Source organism: Oribacterium sp. KHPX15 (assembly GCF_900107835.1).
Classification (GTDB): Bacteria; Bacillota; Clostridia; order Lachnospirales; family Lachnospiraceae; genus Oribacterium.
The window spans coordinates 1-1,148 of sequence record NZ_FNRG01000085.1 but is presented as its reverse complement, the minus strand read 5'-3'; the positions used below and the strand labels follow the sequence as shown (position 1 = coordinate 1,148).

Genomic DNA, 1,148 nt, shown 5'->3' with positions numbered 1-1,148 from the left:
GGGAGAAGGGAGACAGAAGATGTGTAAGGTTCTTGAAAAACGTGATGAGAAGATTTATATGCAGTTCAAGTCTCAGTTTGAAGAGATGGATGCAGAGTTGGCAGAGAACAGAGCTGCGCTGGCAGAAAACAGAGCTGCGCTGGAAGAGAAGGATGCCGCATTAGAAGAGAAGAATGCAGCATTAGAAAAGAAGGATGCCGAGATAGCGGCTTTAAAGGCAAAGCTTGCCGAGCTTGGACATTGAGTGATGACACATATGCGCTTTTTTTAAACTGGTAAGGGCGAGTGCCTGTCACGTTTAGGAATAAGAGAACTTTCCCTTAAGAATTCATGAAGAGCAAAAAGCGGAAACTTCATAATAAATTGATAATAAAATATGGTGTAGACATTGGCATGTGCCTGTCGGGTACTGTTGGAGTTGACGTAACTGTTAGTGAAAAAGCAAGGTATAGTTTTCGTGGGGTATAGTAGTGAAAAGAGCAGGTTATTTTTTGAAGGTCCTGGCTGTTTCTATGTTGCTTAGTGGGATGGTATCCGGGGCAGCGTTTGCGAAGACATTAAGGTCGTTGGCATTATCGATAGATCCGGAGATCCAGATCGGTGAGAGTGTGGGGACCGAGAACATTATCATCAATAATAGTTAAGGTGAACAATAGCGGGTACGATGTGACTGTGGAGGTAAAGCTTGCCAAGCTTGCATTGACGCATACAGGTCAGGTTGATTCTGTGGCGATATCACCGGAAGGTGTGGTTTCCTGGGACGAGGCATTGGGCTCCACCAGTTATGAGCTGAGGGTTATGAAGGATGACCAGCCTTTCAAGACTGTCATCGCAGATGCGACGAACACAACGACCCATCAGGAAACCAGGGAAGTGTTCGGGGATACAAGCAAGGGACCTACCGGAACCGCAAAGGATGCGAAGATCAAGGCGAAGGCCAAGACAAAGAAGAAGGAGAATGTGCAGGAGTATAACCTGATGAGTTTAGTCACCGTACCGGGCATGTACTATGTGGAGGTTGTGCCGCTGAACGGGCTGAACAGCATGATCAGAGTGTCCGACGGCAGATTGTGGGAGGCGGTAACTGCTGATTATTTTAGGCAGATATCACTCCCCGATCGTGCGGCATAATTATCGACCGCACGATA

The 1,148-nt window shown here is 47.0% G+C and carries 2 protein-coding genes; both read left to right on the top strand.

Going from position 1 to position 1,148, the window contains the following annotated elements:
• Window positions 1-244 (top strand): hypothetical protein (locus BLV86_RS17475; protein ID WP_330386266.1); only part of this gene is annotated, 244 nt, incomplete at its 5' end.
• 356 nt (window positions 245-600) lie between these two features.
• A complete protein-coding gene (locus BLV86_RS17470) occupies window positions 601-1,131 on the top strand; it encodes a hypothetical protein (protein WP_090820142.1) in 531 nt (176 codons plus the stop codon).
• The last annotated feature ends 17 nt before the right edge of the window (window positions 1,132-1,148 follow it).